The 19,803-nt window shown below is 67.3% G+C and carries 20 protein-coding genes; 13 read left to right on the top strand and 7 right to left on the bottom strand.

Annotated features, from left to right (window positions below):
- Positions 1-31: 31 nt before the first annotated feature.
- Entirely contained in the window at positions 32-2,002 is a 1,971-nt protein-coding gene (locus ACZ7KI_RS08210) for a DUF2339 domain-containing protein (RefSeq protein ID WP_470272485.1), read from the bottom strand.
- A 406-nt stretch (positions 2,003-2,408) separates the two neighbouring features.
- Between ACZ7KI_RS08210 and ACZ7KI_RS08205 the strand changes: the two genes are divergently transcribed.
- The 7 genes from ACZ7KI_RS08205 to phoU all read left to right on the top strand — a co-directional run bounded on the left by ACZ7KI_RS08205 (position 2,409) and on the right by phoU (position 9,566).
- Positions 2,409-2,786, top strand: a complete 378-nt coding sequence (locus tag ACZ7KI_RS08205; protein WP_470272484.1) for a hypothetical protein — start codon at positions 2,409-2,411, stop codon at positions 2,784-2,786.
- Between the two features lie 38 nt (positions 2,787-2,824).
- Entirely contained in the window at positions 2,825-3,970 is a 1,146-nt protein-coding gene (gene dusB / locus ACZ7KI_RS08200) for a tRNA dihydrouridine synthase DusB (RefSeq protein WP_034314478.1), read from the top strand.
- Between the two features lie 290 nt (positions 3,971-4,260).
- A complete protein-coding gene (locus ACZ7KI_RS08195) occupies positions 4,261-5,094 on the top strand; it encodes an alpha/beta fold hydrolase (protein WP_470272483.1) in 834 nt (277 codons plus the stop codon).
- Between the two features lie 58 nt (positions 5,095-5,152).
- Complete coding sequence (gene idi, locus ACZ7KI_RS08190) at positions 5,153-5,764, top strand: isopentenyl-diphosphate Delta-isomerase (RefSeq protein WP_470272482.1); 612 nt, start codon at positions 5,153-5,155, stop codon at positions 5,762-5,764.
- A 65-nt stretch (positions 5,765-5,829) separates the two neighbouring features.
- A complete protein-coding gene (locus ACZ7KI_RS08185) occupies positions 5,830-6,567 on the top strand; it encodes a GGDEF domain-containing protein (RefSeq protein ID WP_470272481.1) in 738 nt (245 codons plus the stop codon).
- An 846-nt stretch (positions 6,568-7,413) separates the two neighbouring features.
- Complete coding sequence (locus ACZ7KI_RS08180) at positions 7,414-8,811, top strand: LCP family protein (RefSeq protein ID WP_470272662.1); 1,398 nt, start codon at positions 7,414-7,416, stop codon at positions 8,809-8,811.
- Positions 8,812-8,903: 92 nt separating this feature from the next.
- Positions 8,904-9,566, top strand: coding sequence for a phosphate signaling complex protein PhoU (gene phoU / locus ACZ7KI_RS08175; RefSeq protein ID WP_470272480.1), 663 nt, complete (start codon positions 8,904-8,906; stop codon positions 9,564-9,566).
- Between the two features lie 150 nt (positions 9,567-9,716).
- On the opposite strand, the gene pstB is transcribed toward phoU, so the two are convergent.
- The 6 genes from pstB to ACZ7KI_RS08145 form a co-directional block, all read right to left on the bottom strand.
- Positions 9,717-10,493 (bottom strand): phosphate ABC transporter ATP-binding protein PstB, encoded by a 777-nt coding sequence (gene pstB, locus ACZ7KI_RS08170; protein WP_037320403.1) that lies wholly within the window; start codon positions 10,491-10,493, stop codon positions 9,717-9,719.
- A gap of 10 nt (positions 10,494-10,503) precedes the next feature.
- Positions 10,504-11,421 carry a phosphate ABC transporter permease PstA gene (pstA, locus tag ACZ7KI_RS08165; RefSeq protein ID WP_470272479.1) on the bottom strand — a complete coding sequence of 306 codons (918 nt, stop codon included), beginning with the start codon at positions 11,419-11,421 and terminating at the stop codon, positions 10,504-10,506.
- Positions 11,422-11,423: 2 nt separating this feature from the next.
- Complete coding sequence (gene pstC, locus ACZ7KI_RS08160) at positions 11,424-12,341, bottom strand: phosphate ABC transporter permease subunit PstC (protein WP_470224386.1); 918 nt, start codon at positions 12,339-12,341, stop codon at positions 11,424-11,426.
- A 211-nt stretch (positions 12,342-12,552) separates the two neighbouring features.
- The gene (gene pstS / locus ACZ7KI_RS08155) at positions 12,553-13,680 is read right to left on the bottom strand and encodes a phosphate ABC transporter substrate-binding protein PstS (protein WP_470272478.1); all 1,128 of its coding nucleotides are present in this window, start codon (positions 13,678-13,680) and stop codon (positions 12,553-12,555) included.
- Positions 13,681-13,909: 229 nt separating this feature from the next.
- Complete coding sequence (gene mshD / locus ACZ7KI_RS08150) at positions 13,910-14,785, bottom strand: mycothiol synthase (RefSeq protein ID WP_470272477.1); 876 nt, start codon at positions 14,783-14,785, stop codon at positions 13,910-13,912.
- 66 nt (positions 14,786-14,851) lie between these two features.
- Positions 14,852-15,604, bottom strand: a complete 753-nt coding sequence (locus ACZ7KI_RS08145) for a winged helix-turn-helix transcriptional regulator (protein WP_465499918.1) — start codon at positions 15,602-15,604, stop codon at positions 14,852-14,854.
- 143 nt (positions 15,605-15,747) lie between these two features.
- Between ACZ7KI_RS08145 and ACZ7KI_RS08140 the strand changes: the two genes are divergently transcribed.
- From ACZ7KI_RS08140 to ACZ7KI_RS08115, 6 genes are all read left to right on the top strand, one after another.
- The gene (locus tag ACZ7KI_RS08140; protein WP_470272476.1) at positions 15,748-16,644 is read left to right on the top strand and encodes an LmeA family phospholipid-binding protein; all 897 of its coding nucleotides are present in this window, start codon (positions 15,748-15,750) and stop codon (positions 16,642-16,644) included.
- Between the two features lie 21 nt (positions 16,645-16,665).
- Positions 16,666-17,088 (top strand): TlpA family protein disulfide reductase, encoded by a 423-nt coding sequence (locus ACZ7KI_RS08135; protein ID WP_470272475.1) that lies wholly within the window; start codon positions 16,666-16,668, stop codon positions 17,086-17,088.
- A 241-nt stretch (positions 17,089-17,329) separates the two neighbouring features.
- Positions 17,330-17,764 carry a DUF4395 domain-containing protein gene (locus tag ACZ7KI_RS08130; protein WP_470272474.1) on the top strand — a complete coding sequence of 145 codons (435 nt, stop codon included), beginning with the start codon at positions 17,330-17,332 and terminating at the stop codon, positions 17,762-17,764.
- Positions 17,765-17,785: 21 nt separating this feature from the next.
- Positions 17,786-18,622: a sulfurtransferase gene (locus tag ACZ7KI_RS08125; RefSeq protein WP_465499922.1), complete on the top strand. Its 837-nt coding sequence runs from the start codon at positions 17,786-17,788 to the stop codon at positions 18,620-18,622.
- Positions 18,622-18,933, top strand: a complete 312-nt coding sequence (locus tag ACZ7KI_RS08120) for a DUF1416 domain-containing protein (protein ID WP_061981918.1) — start codon at positions 18,622-18,624, stop codon at positions 18,931-18,933. Before ACZ7KI_RS08125 ends, ACZ7KI_RS08120 begins: the two co-directional genes overlap by 1 nt.
- Before the next feature lie 238 nt (positions 18,934-19,171).
- Positions 19,172-19,798 (top strand): heme-binding beta-barrel domain-containing protein, encoded by a 627-nt coding sequence (locus tag ACZ7KI_RS08115; protein WP_470272473.1) that lies wholly within the window; start codon positions 19,172-19,174, stop codon positions 19,796-19,798.
- The last annotated feature ends 5 nt before the right edge of the window (positions 19,799-19,803 follow it).

The raw sequence follows: 19,803 nt of genomic DNA, 5'->3' as shown, positions 1-19,803 counted from the left end.
CACGACCCGACGGCTTTTCTTCCTCATCCGCTCAGCGAGACGCGACGAGTTTCGCGTAGCGCGTCCCGGCACCGAGCAACACCAGGCCGGCGAGGAGGAAGGCGGCGACCCTGGCGAGACCGTCGAGCGCGGAGAGGTCGAACAGCACCAGCTTCAGCACCGCCGCCCCGACCAGCACGAAGCCGATCACCCGCAGGCTGACCGCGGAGATGCCGCGGATGAGCAGCACCAGCGCGGCGACCGTCCAGGACACCGTGATCACCACGTGGCCGACCAGGAAACCCGAGCGGCCGGGGACGGCCAGCAGCGCGCCGCACAGCACCATCGCGCCCGCGCCGTAGAGCCCGCAGACCCCCGCGAAGAGCCACGGCACCACGTTGTCCGACGCCGCCTTGAACAGTCCGAGCCGGTGCGCGACCCACGGAAGCGTGATCGAGACGGCCAGAATCGCGACGGCCACCAGCAGAGCGGCGGCGAGGTCGGCGTCCGGACGGCTCCGGATCAGGAAGAAGAGCGTCGGCGGGACGTCGAAGGCCAGTGCGATCATGCCGCCGATGACGGCGAAGCCCAGGCCGCCGAAGAGCGCCACGTGCTTCTTCGTCCACAGCGCGACCAGCGCCAGCAGAACACCCTCGCCGATGAGGATCGCCGACCGGGCACTGCCGTCGAAGAGGGTCATCGTCGTCTGCAGGGCCGCGAGGAGCCCGGCGGCGCCCGCGAGGTCACCCGTCCAGCCGCTGAGCCACTGTCCGGCCGCCCACACCGCGAGCAGCACCAACGCGACCGACGCGGTGACGAGCACGGCCGGGGTCTTCGGCAGGAACAACGCGGCGAGCAACGACGGTGCCGGAGCGACAGCCAGCAGGGCGAGCGCGGCGGCGTCCCCCGGTCGTTTGGTGGTGACGATCAGGGCCAGCGCGAGTCCGACACCGCCGGCGGCCAGCGCGGCGGCGGTGTTGGCCGTGCTACCACCGAAACCGGTGAACGCCGTGCTGAAGACCGACGCGACCAGCGGCGGAATCCCGGCCGCCACCGCGACCGACGGCCACGACTGGCGCAACTGCACCGGCGTCGAAGCGACCTGGACCACCAGCAGGAACGCGACCAGTTCGGCGGTGAAACCCTGCGTGATGATCGGCGCGCAGACCACACAGCCGAGCACGACGGCCGTCGCGAGCAGCGACGACTTCCACCGCACGGCCAGCAGCAACCCGCCGACCGCGATCAGCAGCCCGATCGCGAGACCCGCGTAGGCCGGGAGGTACTCGTACATCGTCGTCGCGGCGATGGCGTCGAGGTACAACGCCCCGATCCCGGTCGCGGCGAGCGCGAACGCACCCGTGCGACCCGCAGGCGTGCGGTGCAGGCGAAGCCCGATCCCGACCAGCGTCGCGCCGAGCACGGCACCCCCGAGCACCCGCGGCAACGGGCCGAACCAGCCACGCTGGATGGCGAGCACGAGGAACAGCACGACACCGAGCAACGTGACCGCGCCACCGATCCAGGCCAGCAGCCTGCTGCCGGCGCCTTCCTTGCTCAGCTTCTCGCCCAGCGTCACCTTGGGGGCCGGCTGATAGGGCTGGTAGGGCTGCTGCGGCGGGCGGGGCTGCTGGTACGGCTGCTGATACGGCTGGCGGTATTGCTGCTGGTACTGCTGCCAGCGCTGCTGAGCCAGTGCCTGGGCCTGCGCGTACTGGGCTTGCTGGTATTGGGCGTGGTGGGGGTACGGGTACACCGGCTGCTGCGTCTGTTCAGGGGTCGGCTGCGGCTGGGTCGCCTGAGCCTCGGGCTCCGGCTGCGCTGCGGGTGCCGGCTCCGCTGAAGGCGCCTGCTGCTGTGCGGGCACCTGCTGCTCTGCGGCTGCCTGCTGCGGCGTTTCGGCAGGCGTCGGTGGCGCGTCGGCCTGGACGGTCCGCAGCTCGGTCCCGACCCGCGCGAGGCGGGCCCCAAGATCGTCGATCTCCCCGGCGAGCCTGAGGAGCACATCCCCATCGGTGGTCATGGCGCTCAGCATGCGTCCCGAGGACCGCTCAGGGATCCGTAGCACTACTCAATCGTGATGACGATGTGGTCAGACCGGGTGAGCGTGCGGTCACTGTGTGGCGCGCCGGCAAGAAGCAGCGAATATCCACCTCATCGCAGGGATCGTCTGACCCCGCCATTGACAGTTGCGTCTGTACCTCCTAGACACCCTCTGGGAAGAGACGGGAAGTCATCAGGAAGATCGCCGTTGCCGCCAGGCGGCGACGGGCAGCGTGGATCCTCGAACGAGAGGGCGCCAACCACACCATCTACACCTTGAACGGACTGGTGGTTCCCATTCCACGACATACCGAACTGGGAGAGATCTTCGCTGTCGAGATCTTCAAAGAATGCGAGGACGTCCTCGGGAAAGGATGGTGGAGGAAGTGAAGACCTACCACGCCGAAGTCACCCGTGACGGCAAGTTCTGGCTCATCCGCGTCCCTGAGATCGGCCGCTCGACACAGGCGCTTCGCTACAAGGACGTCGCGACCATGGCGAGCGAACTCATCGAGATCTTGGAGGGCATCCGTGGCGACGAGTACGACCTCCACCTCAAGGTGCGGCTGCCGAATTCGGTGACGGACCATCAGGCTCGCGCCGAGGTCTTGCGCGAAGAAGCCCAGCGCAAACAAGCGGAAGCAGCCGCGGAGCACCGAGCCGCAGTACAAGAACTGCTGGCTCTCGGGGTTTCGCAGCGCGAAGCCGGCGAAGTACTCGGCATGTCGTTCCAACGTGTCAGCCAGCTGGCGAAGTCGTCCTGACCTGGCCCACCTGCGAGTGACAGACACCACAGGCGACAATGGAGGACGTGACTGCCACCCTGAGCAAGCCCAGCCTGAAGATCGGCCCCTACGAGGTCGATCCCCCGGTCGTGCTCGCTCCCATGGCCGGCATCACCAACGTCGCCTTCCGCCAGCTGTGCCAGGAGTACGGCGCCGGCATCTACGTCTGCGAAATGATCACCGCCCGCGCGGTGGTCGAACGGCATCCCGGCACGATGCACATGATGACCTTCGGCGAGAACGAAAAGCCCAGGTCCATGCAGCTGTACGGGGTCGACCCCAAGACCATGGCCGAAGCCGTCCGCATCATCACCGGCGAGGGCCTGGCCGACCATATCGACAGCAACTTCGGCTGCCCGGTCGCGAAGGTGACGCGTAAGGGCGGCGGCGCGGCGTTGCCGTTCAAGCGCAAGCTGTTCGCCGACATCGTGCGCGAGTCGGCGAAGGCCGCGGCCGAGGCGGGCGTGCCGTTCACGGTCAAGTTCCGGGTCGGCATCGACGACGACCACCTGACCTACCTCGACGCCGGGCGTATCGCCGAGGCCGAGGGCGCGGCGGCGGTCAGCCTGCACGCGCGCACCGCCGCACAGCGGTACTCCGGCCAGGCCGACTGGACGAAGATCGCCGCCCTCAAGGAAGCCGTCACCAGCATCCCGGTGCTCGGCAACGGTGACATCTTCTCCGCGGAGGACGCACTGCGCATGGTCGACGAGACCGGTTGCGACGGCGTCGTGGTCGGACGTGGTTGCCTGGGCAGGCCGTGGCTGTTCGGTGAACTGGAAGCCGCCTTCGCCGGGCGCCCGCAGCCCACGCCGCCGAATCTCGGCGAGGTCGCGAAGGTTCTGCGCCGCCACACGGAACTGCTCGTCGAGCACGACGGTCACGACAAGGCCATGCGCGACATTCGCAAACACATGGCCTGGTACTTCATGGGTTTCCCGGTCGGCTCCGAACTGCGCCGCGGTTTCGCGATGCTGTCCAGTATGGACGAGCTCGACGACCTCATCGCCAAACTCGACCACGACGCCCCGTTCCCCAGCGCCGCCACCGGACCGCGTGGGCGGCAGGGTTCGCCGGGCAAGGTCACGCTGCCGCACGGCTGGCTCGACGACCCGGACGACGACTGCGTCCCCGAAGCCGAGGACATGCACTCCGGCGGCTGAGACGAAAAACGCTCCCGCCGGACTGTCCGGCGGGAGCGCCTTCGTTCACGACTCAGGTGCCCCTGGTCTTGTAGGCGAATTTCCATTCACCGCGGTGACACCGATTCCACCCGAGAGCGCGACGGAAGCGGCGCCGACGATGAGCCGGCGCCTCCAACTCTTCGACATGTGTTACCCCAGTTTCCCCAGTGCGGCCGGAGATCAGCCGCGGCGCTCATTAGACGATCAAGTGACACTCGTCGTCAATGCCTTGCCGCGCACCTGAAACGGAAGGCCGTAAAGTCGGCGTCGTGATCGAGCAGCTGACCATCCCCACCGACGCCGGTTCCTTCGACGCCATCGCGGCAGGTCCCGAAGACGGCCGCCCCGTCCTGTTGCTGCACGGGTTTCCCGAGGCCGCGGTGGAATGGGAGCACCAGGTCGCGACCCTCGGCGTACTCGGATATCGCGCGGTGGCACCGGATCAGCGTGGCTACTCGCCGGACGTCCGGCCGGAACAGGCGTCCGAATACAACATCGACTATCTCGTCGGTGACGTCATCGCGATCGCGGATCGCTTGGGGTGGAAGGAATTCGACCTCGTCGGACACGACTGGGGCGGCGCGGTGGCGTGGTGGACGGCCGACGCGCGGCCCGGCAGGCTCCGCAGTCTCGCCGTCATTTCGACGCCGCACCCGGCGGCGCTGGCGGAGGCCATGAAGACCGACGAGGACCAGCATCTCCGTTCGGGGTACATGACCGAATGGCGGCAGACCCGCGTCACGGAACGCCGGATGCTCGAGAACAACGCCGACGCGCTGCGCCGCATCTTCGACTGGAAGGTACCGCCGACCAAGGTCGACGAGTACGTCCGGCGACTGTCCGAACCGGGCGCGCTGACGGCCGCGCTCAACTGGTACCGCGCCGGCCGTCCCGACGGGAAGATCGGCCCGATCGAGGTACCGACGCTCTACATCTGGAGCACCGAGGACGCCGCCTTCGGTTCGACGGCCGCGCTCGACACCGCGAACCGCGTCACCGGCCCGTACCGCTTCGAGATGATCGAGGACGCCTCCCACTGGGTGGTGGAAGAGGCGCCGGAGGCCGTCACTTCTTTGCTCGTGGAGCACCTCTCGTCCCACTAACAGGGGTAACTCTGGTCGCGGTACCGGTTACAGCGAGCCGAGTGGTTCAGTGGGCCCGGTGAACAACACGACCGAAGTGGACACCGAACGCATCGTCTACGTGACCGAGGACGGCGAACCGACCGGCGAAACCGCGCCCAAGCTGTCCGCCCACCACGAGCACACCCGGCTACACCTGGCGTTCTCCTGCTATCTGTTGCGCCGCAGCGACCAGGCCCTGCTGATCACCAGCCGTGCCGCGTCGAAGAAGGTGTGGCCGCGGGTCTGGACCAACAGTGTCTGCGGCCATCCCGCACCGGGTGAGCCGATCGAGGAGGCCGTCCGCCGCCGCGCCGCCTTCGAACTGGGACTGCCCCGTTTGGACGAGCTCCGTTGCGTCCTCCCGAAGTACCGCTACCGGACGCCGCCGTTCGAGGGAGTGGTCGAGAACGAGTTCTGCCCGGTCTTCGTCGCCTGGGTCGACGAAGACCCGGAGCCGCATCCGGACGAGGTCGGCGACTGGCGTTGGCTGAGCTGGAATGATTACGCACTGTTGCTGAATGACGATGGGACTGACGTGAGTTACTGGGCAAAGGATCAGTTTTCCCAGCTCAAAGACGTCGAGCCGTTTTCGTCCTTACGGAACGGTACTTCGGTGCGTGACAATGGTGCCGAACCGTCGTCCACTTGAGCGATATTCACTTTGGCCCGTACCGATACCTCAAGAGATCCCTCCTGTACGACGAAAACCAATTCGTGGCGGAGGTGAGCGTGGTAGCCGATGACGAGGCCGCGCTCCCCCCGGGCGCGCCGGGTACGGATCTGCTCAGCATCCACGAATCGATCGCCGGAGTGCTCGCCACCCAGGGCGACTGGCGGCGCGCCTACCACCATCTCAGGTCCGCCTTCGACCTCGCCCGCGCCGGCAGCCTGCGGGACACCCTGACGTCCAGCTACAACCGGCGCTACCTCGACCAATGGCTGCACGGAGCGGCCGTCGAACACCACGGCCCGCCCGGGATGGCGATCGCCTTGGTCGACCTCGACCTGTTCAAAGAGGTCAACGACACGTTCGGGCATCTGGTCGGCGACCGGGTCCTGCGCGAAGTGGCCGACCTGCTGCAGCAAGGACTTCCGCCGGAGGCGTTCTGCGCCCGCTACGGCGGCGAGGAGTTCGCGCTCGTCCTGCCGGACGTCGACGCCGCCCGCGCGGTGCGCATCGCCGACACCGCCCGGATCCGGGTGGCCCGCCATCCGTGGGCGCGAATCCGGCCCGGCCTCTCGGTGACGATCAGCGTGGGACTCGCACACGAAAACCGCGCGGAACCGGGCCGCGCGCGGGAAACGGCGGAACCGGAACGACAGTTGCGCCGCGCCGACGCTTTGTTGTATATGGCGAAACGGGCAGGCCGTAACAAAGTGGCGTATCACGATAACGAATCGTCACGGACGATTCCCCGTTCGATGAACTCGGCGGAGTCCGCGGGGGCCTAGCCACTCACTCGGGCAATGGCACACTCTGCGTAACGGTATCGCCCCTTTTAACGATACTTTAACCAGGACCGCTCACCCGATCGCATGGACCGTTCGGCGCTTCTCGGTACCTTGTGTGCAGAAAATTCCGGGATGGTTGTCGTCACGAACCTGAGGTGTCCGTACGATAACGAAAGAGCTTCGACGCCCGTTGTGAAAGGAGACCGAGTGCCCGACGAGCACCACAACCCGGGGACCGGTCGCCACAGCACCATCGACAGCAGCGCCGGTGCACGCGGGCAGCGCGGCCGCCGCCGCTCGATGGAGACCCACGGCGGGATCAGCGTTTCCGACGTCGTCGCACGTCATACGGGTGAACGGCCGATCTTCGACCCCGAAGCCGAGGCACCGGCTCCGCGTCGCCTCCGGCAGGCCGAACCGACGCCGGAGCCTCCGAGACCCGGTTCGCACGCCGCGAAGGTGGAACCACCCGCACCTCGACGTCCGCGTCCGGCCACCCCGGCCGAAAACCCGGCGTCGGCGCCCCGCGCGGCCCGCCCCGTCGCGCCGCAGGCCCAGGCTGTGACGCCGCAAGCACCGGTACCGCCACGAAACCCGCACGCCGGTGAGACGCCGCGTCCGCCTCGCGCACGTCTGCCGCGCCGCACCCCGCAGGCCGCGCCGAGCCCTGAAGCACCGACGCAGCGCCGTCCGCCGGTGGTGAACCCGGGCGCGCAGCAGCAGCCCGCGGCGCCGTCGCCGCCCCGCCGTCCCCGCCGCCCGCCGCAGCGGCCGATCCAGCAGGCACCGGTCCCGCTTCCGCCCGTCCCGCAGTCGATTTCCGGTGACGTTCCGGACCGGTCCGAAATGGACCGGCTCACGATGACCGACGAACTCGAGGCGATCGACGACGCGACGATCGTCAAGCGCAAGATCGACCACACGCTCGCCCGGTTCTCCGCCGCGCACGACGAACTCGAAGCCGAAGAGGCCAAGAAGCGCGAGCGGCGTGAACGGCTCGCTTCCCGCCCGGCAGCCCTGCTGGAGCAGACCCGTACGGCACTGCAGCGCGTGGTCACGACCACCGACAGCGACCCTGCCGAAGCCGAGCAGGCGCCGCAGACCCGCCTGCAGGAGAAGAAGGAACGCAAGACCAAGCAGAGCGCCAAGGCGGGCCGGATCGCGGCGGCCGTGGTCGCCGCGCTCGTGTTCCTCTCCATCGGCTCCGCGTGGGGTGCGCAGACCTGGTTCGACGCGAAGTTCAACACCGTCGCCTCGCTCGACGAGGACTCGGCCGACATCCAGGACGCCGCCGGCCAGACCGGCGACGAGAACTTCCTGATGGTCGGTTCCGACACCCGCGACGGCGCGGCGGCCGAGGACGGTGTCGGTGACACGGACGGCACTCCGGGTGCGCGTTCGGACACGGTCATGATCGCGCACATCCCGGCCGACCGGCAGCGCGTCGTGATGGTGTCGTTCCCGCGTGACCTCGAGGTCAACCGCCCCGAATGCAAGCGCTGGGACCCGGCGACTTCGTCGTACTCGGACCAGACCTCGCCGGCGCAGAAGATCGCGAAGCTGAACACCGCCTACGCGGTCGGTGGCCCGCAGTGCGTCACGAAGGTCGTCCAGCAGATCACCGGCATGAAGATCAACCACTTCGTCGGCATCGACTTCAACGGCTTCAAGTCCATGGTCGACGCCGTGCAGGGCGTCACCGTGTACAACGAGAAGCCGATCGACGACACGACGCTCGGCATGGTCATCCCGCAGGCGGGCGAGGTCCGGATCTCGGGCGACCAGGCGCTGAACTACGTACGGGCGCGACACGTCAAGGGCGACCCGACGTCGGACTACGGCCGGATCAAGCGGCAGCAGGCCTTCCTCGGCGCGCTGCTGAAGACCGTGATGTCCAAGGACGTCATCCTGGACACCGGCAAGCTGAGCGGTTTCATCGACGCGTTCGCCAAGGCCACCTTCGGCGAGAACCTCGGCATCAAGCAGATGATGACGCTGGCCAAGTCGATGCGCGGGCTGGACTCGGGCAAGGTCAAGTTCCTCACCGTGCCCACCACCGGCGAGGCCAACAACCGCGGCAACGAGGTGTTGCTGCAAAGCAAGTCGAAGGCCCTCTTCGAGGCGCTGATCAACAACACGCCGCTGGAAGAGAAGTCCCCCGAACCCCCGGCGAGCAGCACGGCGTCCGCTCCGACGAGTTCCGCCAAGTCCGGCGGCGCCAAGAAGAGCAGCAGCTCAGGCTGAAGATCCGCCGAGGGATCATTCGTTAGTCCGGGTTCACGTCAGGTTCACTCTGCGATGCGGCTTTTGGCCTCTCTTCCCCGTAGGGTTGGGCCATGCGTGAGGCTTACCATGTCGAACTCGAACAGCTCGCCGAGAACCTAGCGGGCATGTCGCTCCAGGTCGCCGACGCGATGGAGCGTGCGACCAGGGCATTGCTCGAGGTCGATCTCGGACTCGCCGAGCAGGTGATCAGCGACGACGCGAAGGTCGACGACGCGCGCGCTGAATGCGAGGAGCAGGCGTACGCGCTGCTGGCCCTGCAGGCGCCCGTCGCGACCGACCTGCGGACCGTCCTCGCCGCGATCCACGCGGCGGAAAGCCTGGAGCGAATGGGCGATCTGGCGCTGCACGTGGCCAAGGCCGCGCGCCGCCGTCACCCCGACCCCGTGCTGCCCGAGGCCGTGCGGGGCGACTTCGCCAAGATGGGCGAGGTGGCCGTCAAGCTGGCCAGGCAGGCCGAGCAGGTCATCAAGTCCAAGGACGTCGAAGCCGCCCGCACGATCGAGTCGGACGACGACGAGGTCGACGAGATCCACAAGCACCTGTTCACGGTCATCATGGACCGGGACTGGGACCACGGCGTCGCCGCGGCCGTGGACGTCACTTTGCTGGGCCGCTTCTACGAGCGCTTCGCCGACCACGCAGTCTCGGTCGCGCGCCGGATGATCTTCGTGGTGACCGGCAAGATGCCCGGCTACGGCCCGGACGAACTCTGATTTCCCTGCGTTTAGTCCTCTGAATGCGGTAGTTGCACACGCAAGGACCGCATTTAGAGGACTAAACGCGAAAGATCCCCAAGCGTGTGAAGGCCCCCTTCCCCTCGGCTGACCCGAGGGGAAGGGGGCCTTCACACGCAAAAGGGAGGCTCAGCCAAACCGGCCCGAGATGTAGTCCTCGGTCGCCTTCTCGTCCGGGTTCGAGAAGATCTTCTCGGTGTCGTTCAGCTCCACCAGACGACCCGGCTGGCCGACGCCAGCCAGGTTGAAGAACGCGGTCTGGTCCGAGACCCGCGCCGCCTGCTGCATGTTGTGCGTCACGATGACGATCGTGTACTCCTTCTTGAGCTCACCGATCAGGTCCTCGATGGCCAGCGTCGAGATCGGGTCGAGCGCGGAGCACGGTTCGTCCATCAGCAGCACGTCGGGCCGCACGGCGATCGCCCGCGCGATGCAGAGCCGCTGCTGCTGACCACCGGAGAGGCCACCGCCCGGCCGGTTCAGCCGGTCCTTGACCTCGTTCCACAGGTTCGCGCCGCGCAGCGCGCGCTCGGCGACCTCGTCGAGTTCCTTCTTGCCCTTGGTGCCGCCGAGGCGGAGGCCAGCCACGACGTTGTCCCGGATGGACATCGTCGGGAACGGGTTGGGCCGCTGGAAGACCATGCCGATGGTGCGGCGGACCTGCACCGGGTCGACGCCGGCGCCGTAGATGTCCTCGCCGTCGAGCAGCACTTCACCCTCGACGCGGGCGCCGGGGATGACCTCGTGCATGCGGTTCAGCGTGCGAAGCACCGTCGACTTGCCGCAACCGGAAGGGCCGATGAAGGCGGTGACGTTCCGAGGCGGCACCGAGAGGGTGACGCCGTCCACGGCGTGGAACTTGCCGTAGTAGATGTCCACGTCCTTGACGTCGATTCGTTTGGCCATCTCAAACAGCTCACTTCTTCTTCGGGGCGACAAGACGGGCAAAGAGCATGGCGAGGAGGTTCACGATCGCGATGATCAGCACCAGGGTGAGCGCGGCTCCCCAGATCCGGTCGAACGCGACGGTCCCCTCGTTGAACGGGTTGCTGACCCGTTCGTTGTTCATCAGGAGCGGCAGTGCGGCCTGCTCGCCACCGAAGATGTCCCAGTTCACGTAGGCCGAATAGCCGACGAGGACCAGCAGCGGCGCGGTCTCGCCCATGACCCGGGCGAGCGCCATCATCACGCCGCCGACGATGCCGGACAGCGCGGTCGGCAGGACGATCTTCATGATCGTCTTCCACTTCGGCACACCGAGCGCGTACGAGGCCTCGCGCAGGTCGTCCGGAACGATCCGCAGCATCTCCTCGGACGAGCGGACGACCACCGGGATCATCAGCAGCACCAAGGCGAGCGACACCGCGAAACCGCTGCGGGGGAGGCCGAGCGTGGTGATCCACAGCGCGTAGATGAACAACGCCGCGACGATCGAGGGGACACCGGAAAGGATGTCGACCATGAACGTCGTGGTCTTCGCGAGCCTGCCGCGGCCGTACTCGACCAGGTAGATCGCGACCAGCAGGCCGATCGGCACGGCGATGATCGCGCACACCAGGCCCTGCAGCACCGAACCGATGACCGCGTGCAGCACGCCGCCGCCGACCTCGTCGGACAGCACCGAACCGAAGTCCTCGGTCCACCAGTTGCTGTACGGGATCCGCTTGACTCCGTTGATGACCACCGTCGCGAGCAGCCACACCAGTGGCACGACGGCGATCAGGAACGACAGCCAGATCAGGACCGTCGCGAGCGCGTTCTTGCTCTTCCTCGCCAGGCTGACCTGCTGGAAGGCCGGGGTGAGAGCAGGGGTCTTCTCGAGCGTGGTGGACATGCTCAGTCCCCCTTCTTGGCGAGGATGGATCGCGCGAGGAAGTTGACGGCGAACGTCAGCACGAACAGCACCAGGCCCGCCGCGATGTACGCGCCCGCCGAGATCTCGTTGTTGAGTTCCGCGTAGTCCGCCGCGATCTTCGAGGCGAACGTGGCACCGCCGTCGAAGAGGCTCCAGGTGAACTCGCGGCCCACGACGCCGGTCAGGATGATCGCGAGCGCGATCGTCTCGCCGAGCGCGCGGCCGAGGCCGAGCATCGACGCGCCGATGTAGCCCGCCTTGCCGAACGGCAGCACCGTGGTGCGGATGACTTCCCAGCGCGTGGCGCCCAGCGCCAGCGCGCCTTCGATGTGGGGGGTCGGGGTCCGCTCGAACACCTCACGGGACAACGAGGTGATGATCGGCAGGATCATCACGGCGAGCACGATGCCCGCGGTGAAGATCGTGCCGCGCATGTCCGGCGAGACGTTGCCCGCCGCGAAGATCGGGATCCACGAGAAGGTGTCGTTGACCCACTGGGAAAAGGGCTCGATCGTCGGCGCGAAGACCATCAGGCCCCACAGGCCGTAGATGATCGAGGGGACCGCGGCGAGCAGGTCGATCACGTAGGCGAAGGGGCGTGCCAGCCGCTTCGGCGCGTATTGGGTGAGGAAGAGGGCGATACCGAGCGAGATCGGCATCGCGATGATCAGCGCGAGCAGCGCGGAATAGACCGTGACCAGCAGCAGGCCCATGATGCCGAACCGCATGTCGCCCGGATCGGTCTGCCAGACCTGGCTGGTCAGGAAGCTCACGTTGTCCGCCTGCAGCGCCGGAATGGCGCGCACCAGCAGGAACAATCCGATCAGGCCGATCAGCGCGACGACGAAGACGCCGGCTCCGGTGGTCAGGATCTGGAAGATGCGGTCACCGGGCCGCACCGTCCTGGACTTGGGATTCGCGAGGGGCACCGAGGACTTCTCGGGCGGTGACGCGGCGGATTGCGGCGAAATCGGGTCCTCCGGGACGGTCTCGCGGACGGCAGAACGCCCACCGGGGTCGCCGGTGGGCGTTCTGGTCGAAGACGAATCGCTCATCGACTACTTCTGTCCAGCCTGTCTTTACTCGTCAACCTGGGGGTTGGCAACAGGGTCAGGCGATGGCCTTGACAGCGGTCAGGACCTTGTCCTGCAGGCTCTGCGGGATCGGCACGTAACCCTTGTCCGCGAGCGGCTTCTGGCCGTCCGTGGCGGCGACGGTCAGGAACGCCTTGACGGCCTTGCCCACCTCGGCGTCGGCGTACTTCGAGCAGGCGATCTCGTAGGTGGCGAGGATGACCGGGTAGGCACCGGCGACGTTGCTGGAGTAGATCGAGTCCAGGTCCAGCGCGAGGTCGTTGGTGCCCTCCTTCTTGAACTTCGCCGCGTCGAGAGCCTTGGCGACGTTCGCCGCCGTCAGCTCGACACCGCCGGAGCCGCTGTCGATCAGCGCGGACTTGAGGCCGTCCTTCGCGAAGGAGGCCTCGACGTAGGTGATCGCGCCGTCGGTGGACTTCACCGCGTTGGCGACACCGTTGGACTTCTCCGCGCCGTTGCCGACACCGCCGTTGAACTTCTTGCCGTCACCCTGGGTCCAGGCGCCCTTGGACGCGACCTTCAGGTACTTCTGGAAGTTGTCGGTGGTGCCCGACTCGTCGGTGCGGGAGATGACCTGGATGGCCTTGTCCGGCAGGTTGACGCTCTCGTTGCCCTTGACCGCCTTGATGGCCGGGTCGTTCCACTTGGTGATGCCGCCGTTGAAGATCTTGGCGGTGACCTCGGGGGTCAGGGTGAGCTTGTCGACGCCTTCGAGCTTGTAGGCGACCGCGACCGGGCCGATCACGAGCGGCAGGTTCCACGCGTCGGCGCCGCAGCGGGCCTTCGCCTTCTCGGCCTCTTCGCCGTCCTTGAGCGGCGAGTCGGAACCGGCGAAGTCGACCTGGTTGCCGTTGAACTGCTTGACACCGGCGCCCGAACCGCTCGGGTTGTAGTTCACCTTCTGGCCGGAGCACTTGGCGGCGTAGGCCTGCACGAAGATGTCGATGGCGGTCTTCTGCGCGGACGAACCCTCGGCCGAAAGCGGGCTCTTGCCACCGCACTGGACGTCGGCCGTGCCGCTCGGCGCGGCCTGGGCACCGGTGCCACCGGGCTTCGTCGCCGCCGGGTCGGATCCACAGGCACCGAGCACGAGGGCGGCGCTAGCCACGATGCCGATCGCGCCCGCGGGCCGCATGATCTTCACTGCATTTCCTCCACTGGGAGACTTTCGCCGGATCGGTGGAACGGGAACGTTCCTGCCGGACCCGGACATTAGGCACTCACAGTGGACAGGTGACCGTCAAAGGGTGAACGAAAGGTGAACAAGGCGCCCGATGTGAGCAGCGTGACTACTCCGAAAGTGGCCCGTGTCCCGCGCGTGACCTGCGCGTTTGCTCTCCGTGACCGGTCAAGGACCAGACGTGTGAACCTGATTACCGAGCGTATTGAACGTCGACCTCGTACCGGGTGAAGCCGAGCTTCGAATAAACGGTGAGCGCGGGGGCGTTGTCGCCCTCGACGTACAAGATCACCTGGCCAAGCCCGCGATCGCGGAGATACCGCAATCCGGCGAGCGTGAGCGCCTTGCCGAGGCCGCCGCCCTGCGCGTCCGGATCGATGCCGACGACGTAGACCTCGCCGACGGGCTCGCCGCCGAATCGGCCCGGAACCGCCTCGTGGACCTTCGTCCAGTGGAAGCCGATGACCTGGCCGTTCTCCTCGGCGAGGAAGAAGCCCTCAGGGTCGAACCAGGCTTCGGTCTCGGTCGCGCGGACCTCGCCGGCGGTCAGTGCGCCCTGCTCGGGATGCCAGTCGAAGGCGCGCGCGTTGACGCGGACCATCGCCTCCTCGTCCTGGCCGGGGACGAACGTGCGCAGCGTGATCCCTTCGCGCGTCACGGGTTCCGGCCAATCGGCCGTCTCGGCGTCGGCGTGCAGGATCAGCAGTTCCCTGGCCCGTTCGAAGCCCTCGGTACCGGCGAGGTGGACGGCGCCGGGGTGGTCCCCGTGCGCCCAGACCCGCAACGGCTTCCCGTCGACGTGCTCGACAAGCGCCTTGACCAGTGTTCTGCCATGACCAGCGCGACGATGCTCAGGGTGCACGAACAGCTCGGCGACCTGGTTGCCGTGCAAGTCGCCTTCGGTGTTCAGGTGCGCGTACGCGACCAGCTCGCCCTCGAGGCGCCCCAGTAGATGTCGCCCACCGGCGAAACCGGTGTCCTCCGGCTTGCCGTCGGCCTCGCGCACGGCGAGGAGGAAGCGGCGGACGTCTTCCGTTTCCGGTTCACCGGTCCACTGCAGATCGAGCATGAAACCGACCCTACCCGGGAACCCCGTCCCCGCCCGGACGTCTTGTCAGGCAGGAGAGAAGGGGAATCAGTGCGAGGAAAGCTCGGTCGGTTCGTAGACGCTCGCGTCCGGGGCGATGGCCTGCTGCTTGGCCACCGAACCCTTGGCGGGCCGCTCGAACTTGTAGCCGACGTTGCGCACGGTCCCGATCATCTGCTCGTGCTCCGGGCCCAGCTTCGCGCGCAGGCGCCGCACGTGGACGTCGACCGTGCGCGTGCCGCCGAAGAAGTCGTAACCCCAGACCTCCTGCAGCAGCTGGGCGCGGGTGAACACCCGGCCGGCGTGCTGCGCGAGGTACTTGAGGAGTTCGAACTCCTTGTAGGTGAGCTCGAGAGTGCGCTTACGGAGCTTCGCGGTGTACGTCGCCTCGTCGATGACCAGCTCGCCGACGCGAAGCTCGGCGTCGACCTGGGCGGCGCCGCCGTCGCGAGTGGTGACCAGCCGCAGCCGGGCGTCGACCTCGGCGGGACCGGCCGTCGGGAGCAGGATGTCGTCGGTGCGCCATTCCGCGCTGACCGCGACAAGGCCGCCTTCACCGACGACGGCGATGATCGGCGTGGAAGCCTCGTCCTCTCCGGCGCCCTTGAGCAGGCGACAAAGGCTCTTCGCGGAGGCGAGATCACTGCGGGCGTCGAGCACGATGACATCCCGGTGGCCGGCGTCGAGCAGCGCGGTCACCTCGGGTGGACGGACGCGTACGGTGTGGGGCAGCAGATCCAGGGCGGGCAGAACCGCAGTGGCATCTGCTTCCGCAGTCAGTACCAGAAGGTCCAGGCTCATCGCCGCACCGCCTTCACTCGTAGTCGCCTCGAACGTGGCTACAGCCGGTGCTTAGTGAGAATAGCGGGTGAACAGCCGGACACCTACCCCGTGCTGGATCGATCACACCTGCACAAAGGACAACCAGAAGGAGATTCGACGCGATGGTGAGCAGGCCCGTGGCGCGTGACGACCGACCGTCTTCCGGCCGGTCCGCCAAGCGAGGAAAGCGCCGTGGCCGGGGCTGGCTCATCGCCCTCGCGGTACTGGTGGTCTTGCTGGTCGGAGCCGATTTCGGGGCGGCGGCGTTCGCCGAGCACACGATCTCCCAGAAGGCCCGCGAACAGCTGGGCGTGACCAACGATCCGGCGGTCACGGTGCACGGTTTTCCGTTCCTGACCCAGGCCGTCGCCGGTGACTACAGTCACATCACCATCAACGCGCAGGGCGTCCCCGTTCCGCCGAAGCTGCGTGACGTGGACTTCAACGCGGACCTGAGCGACGTCACGGCACCGCTTTCGGACCTGATCTCGGGCAACACCAAGTCGATCGTCGTCGGCACGCTCAAGGGCGAGGTGACGATCAAGGCCGCGGACATCGCGCGGCAGGCGCCGCTGGACAAGATCGAGAACCTGAAGATCGAGCCGGTCACCGAGGACTACGTCCGCAACGGCGACAGCGGGCAAGGCGAGACCAAACCCACGACGACCACGAACGAGAACGGTGAGCCGGTGGATTCCGCCAGTGCCGGGATCCGGGTGTCGGGCAACGTGCAGATCGCCGGTCAGAAGGTGGAGATCTTCTGCTTCGCGATGATCGAACTGGACGGGCAGAAGATCCGGCTGGAGCCGAAGCGGCTGCAGTTCGGGAATGACAAGGAGACCACCGTCGTTCCCCAAGCGGTGCAGGACGCGCTGCTGCCGAACTTCAACGCGACCATCGACACCGGCGCGCTGCCGTTCTCGGTGACCCCGACCTCGGTGCGTGTGAACAGCGGCTCGGTGACCATCAAGGGCGAGGGCAAGAACGTCGCCTTCAGCGGAGCGAAGCCGCAGGGTTGATTTTGACGCGGGAGTGATCGAATGACCGGGGTTTGGGTGCTGCTGGGCGTACTCGTGCTCGGCGGCGCCGTCGGGGCGCTGCTGCAGGCGCGCAACGGACGCATCAGGGCCGCGAAGGCCTCTGACGCGGCCACGCTGCCGGAGCGCGTCTCGGCTGCCCTCGCACCCGAAGGCGTCACCCTGGTCCAGATCTCGACGACGTTCTGCGCGCCGTGCCGCCACACCCGCGCGATCCTGTCGGCACTCGCGGAGAAGACCGACGGGCTGACCCACGTCGATCTCGACGTCACCGAAACCCCGGAAGTCGCCAAGGCGCTTTCGGTATTGCGGACTCCGACGACGCTGGCCTTGACGCCGGACGGCAGGGAGGTCTTCCGCGTCGGCGGCGTTCCCCGAGGTCAGGAGCTTCTCGAAGTCCTGAAGCCCCACCTGGCGAGCGTCTGATCCCGAATTTCGGGAAGCGTCCCAAGGTGTGAACACGGTTCCCAACCTGAGGGAGCTCTGCGTACCCTCGTGCCCGTGAACAGGCTGCCCCGAACCTTGCTGACCCAGCGCCGCGCAGTGGATCTGTGCCGCGTTCGCAGCAGCCTGTGTCCGGCTCGGCCCGGTATTCGCTGAATCACGCCTTCATGCCTGCGCGCCCTCTCGGGCACGCACCTCTTCCGTCGCTCGTGCAGGAGGAACCATGTCCGCAGGACCGGCCGTCGACCCCCGTGGTCCGCGTTTCGCCGCCATCCTGACGACGATCGTGCTCGCGGTCGTGCTCATCACCCAGTGGTGGCCACTGCTCGCGGCGCAGGCGGTGGTGTTCGCGATCGGTGCCTTCATCGGACTGAAGCCGGCGCCGTACTCCCTGGTCTATCGCTACCTGGTCGCGCCGCGCCTCGGCCCGACGTCCGAACGCGAAGACGCCGCCCCGCTGCGGTTCGCCCAAGCGGTCGGTTTCGTGTTCGCGGTCGTCGGAACCGTCGGCTTCGCCACCGGCCTCACCGCGCTCGGGTTCGTCGCGACGGCGTTCGCGCTGCTGGCGGCCTTCCTCAACGCGGCGTTCAACTTCTGTCTCGGTTGCGAGATGTACCTGCTCATCAAGCGTTTCAGTCCCAGCCCTCGCGCGTCCTAACCCAGAAAGAGAGTCAGCTCCATGAGCCGTGAAGACGTCCTGGTCACCACCCAGTGGGCCGAGGAGAACCTGGACACCCCCGGTGTCGTGTTCATCGAGGTCGACGAGGACACGACCGCGTACGACAACGGACACATCCGCGGTGCGGTGAAGTTCGACTGGCGCAAGGACCTGCAGGACGGCGTCCGCCGCGACTTCGTCAACAAGGAGGGCTTCGAGAAGCTGCTGTCCGAGAAGGGCATCTCGAACGACGACCGCGTCGTCCTCTACGGCGGCAACAACAACTGGTTCGCCGCGTACGCCTACTGGTACTTCAAGCTCTACGGCCACGAGAACGTGCAGCTGCTCGACGGCGGCCGCAAGAAGTGGGAGCTCGACGGCCGTGAGCTGAGCTCGGAAGAGGTCAAGCGCGAGCCGACCGAGTACCAGGCCAAGGAGCAGGACCTCTCGATCCGCGCGTTCCGCGACGAGGTCGTCTCCGAGATCGGCAGCAGCAACTTCGTCGACGTGCGTTCGCCCGACGAGTTCTCCGGCAAGCTGCTCGCCCCGGCGCACCTGCCGCAGGAGCAGTCCCAGGTCCCCGGCCACATCCCGGGCGCGCTGAACGTCCCGTGGGCGAAGGTCGCCAACGAGGACGGCACTTTCAAGACCGAGGAAGAGATCAAGGAGCTGTACTCCGACGAGGGCCTCGACGAGTCGAAGTCCACGATCGCGTACTGCCGGATCGGTGAGCGTTCGTCCATCGCGTGGTTCGCGCTGCACGAGCTCCTCGGCTACGACCAGGTGAAGAACTACGACGGTTCGTGGACGGAATACGGCTCGCTCGTCGGCGTGCCGGTCGAGTTGGGAGCGAAATGATGGCGGCAGACGACAGCTGCGGCGCGCCGGTCCAGGAGGCCACGCCCGCCGATTACGACACACGTGGCCAGGTCGTGCTGGCAGGCAAGGTGACCGGCGCGGAAGGGCCCGTCGGCGGCGCCTTCGTCCGGTTGCTGGACGGCGGCGGCGACTTCACCGGCGAGGTGGTCTCGTCGGCTGACGGCGACTTCCGCTTCTACGCGGCTCCCGGCGACTGGACGGTGCGCGCGCTGCACCGCTCCGGCAACGGCGAAGCCTCCGTCACGGCTCAGGGACCCGGCGTCCACCAGTTGGCCATTTCGGTCGCCTGACGAACAAGTACGTGAAGGCCCCCTTCATTGCGTCTAGCGCAGTGAAGGGGGCCTTCACGTACTTGCGGGCACGTGTGGGCACGGCCACGCGACCTCGGCAGGCCTGTCCGGGCAGGTAGCGACTAAAGTGCGTGGCGTGGAGATCCTGTTTACGACCTTGCTGGTGCTCGCCGGCGTCGCGATCACGTGGTTCGCCGTGTACGTCGTCTACCGGCTGTACGCCGACCAGCGCTGACCCATGACGGCTAGTGGCGACGAGGCCATCCAGGCCGCGGAGAAGCGCGCGGAGAACACTCGCGAGCGCAACCTCCCCCAGTTCGACGACATGCCCGTCCCGGGCGACACGGCGAACCTGCGCGAGGGACCGAACCTCAATGACGCCTGCCTGGCGCTCTTGCCGCTCGTCGGCGTTTGGCGCGGCGAAGGCGAGGTCGACTACCCGACCATCGACGGCCCGTACCGGTTCGGCATGCAGCTGACCATCGCGCACGACGGCCGTCCCTTCCTCACGCACGAGGCCCGTGCCTGGCTGCTCGACGAAGACGGCAACGTCATCCGTCCCGCCGCGCGGGAGTCCGGCTTCTGGCGTCCGCAGGCCGACGACACGATCGAGCTGCTGCTGACCCACAACACCGGCATCGTGGAACTCTTCTACGGCAAGCCGCGCGGCAAGGCCGCGGTTCCGGCTTGGGAGCTGGGCACCGACGCCGTCGTCCGCACGTCGTCGGCCAAGGACGTCACGGCGTCGCAGCGCCTCTACGGCATCGTCAACAACGGCGACCTCGGGTACGTCGAGGAACGCGCCATGATGGGCCAGGACCTGCAGCCGCACACGTCGGCGCTGCTGCGTCGCGTGGTGGGCTGACCGTT

This window comes from Amycolatopsis sp. NPDC039088 (assembly GCF_055598845.1).
The sequence above is the reverse complement of the archived record's forward strand: the minus strand, read 5'-3'. Positions and strand labels throughout refer to the sequence as shown.